General features: G+C 49.4%; 1 protein-coding gene. It reads right to left on the reverse strand.

Annotation, left to right across the window (positions count from 1 at the left end; genetic code table 11):
- Window positions 1–1011, reverse strand: a 1011-nt coding sequence (locus tag R7P35_RS26490) for an RNB domain-containing ribonuclease (protein WP_318093472.1), incomplete at both ends; no start/stop codon positions are given.

The raw sequence follows: 1011 nt of genomic DNA on the forward strand, positions 1-1011 counted from the left end.
CTTTGCGTTTACGGCCAGAATCCGTTTGTTCTGGGCGCTTAGTTGGCTCAATAGTAGGAACAGCGCGCGCTGTAGCACTTTCTTTTGATGAAGAACGTGTCGCCGCACGTTTTTTCTCTTTGGCTTTGCGTTTCGCTTCCGCAGCTCGTTTCTTAGCTGTCTTACCTTCGCCGCGTAGCTTACGACTTGTTTCGACCAATTCAAAGTCAATTTGCTTGTCATCTAGGTTAACAGCCAGCACTTTTACTTTGACCGCATCACCCAGACGGTAGATGTTACCGAAGCTTTCACCGATAAGTCTTTGACCAATAGGGTCAAACTGGTAGTAGTCGTTCGCAAGCGTTGAAATGTGCACCAAACCATCGATATGCAGATCGGTCAAGCGCACGAAGAAGCCAAAACTGGTGACGTTAGCAATCACACCTTCCAGCTCATCGCCGACGTGATCTTGCATGTATTCACACTTCAACCAATCCGCAACTTCACGCGTTGCATCATCAGCGCGGCGCTCTGTCATTGAACATTGTTCGCCGTAGAAGTCCATGTCATCGAATGAGTAATGGTAACCACCCGTTGGCGTCCAACGGTCTTGGTTGCGGCCTTCTTCTTTAGCGATCAAATACTTGATAGCACGGTGCAGCAACAAGTCAGGGTAACGACGAATTGGTGACGTAAAGTGCGCGTAACGCTTAAGCGCCAAACCGAAGTGGCCTGCGTTGTCTGCGTTGTACACCGCTTGCTTCATGGAGCGCAGCAGCATGGTTTGGATCAGCTCTTGGTCTTGACGACCTGCAATTTGACGCGCGAGATCGGCGTAGTCTGTCGGAGAAGGCTCTAAACCACCTTTCAACTCTAAACCTAGCTCACTTAGGAAATCGCGGAAGCCTTGCAAGCGCAGCTCACCCGGAGATTCGTGAATACGATACAGTGCAGGCTCTTTGGCTTTTTCTACCAATGATGCCGAGGCAATGTTAGCTAAGATCATACATTCTTCGATGATCTTATGCGCAT

Source organism: Vibrio sp. Vb0304 (assembly GCF_033338995.1).
Classification (GTDB): domain Bacteria; phylum Pseudomonadota; class Gammaproteobacteria; order Enterobacterales; family Vibrionaceae; genus Vibrio; species Vibrio alginolyticus.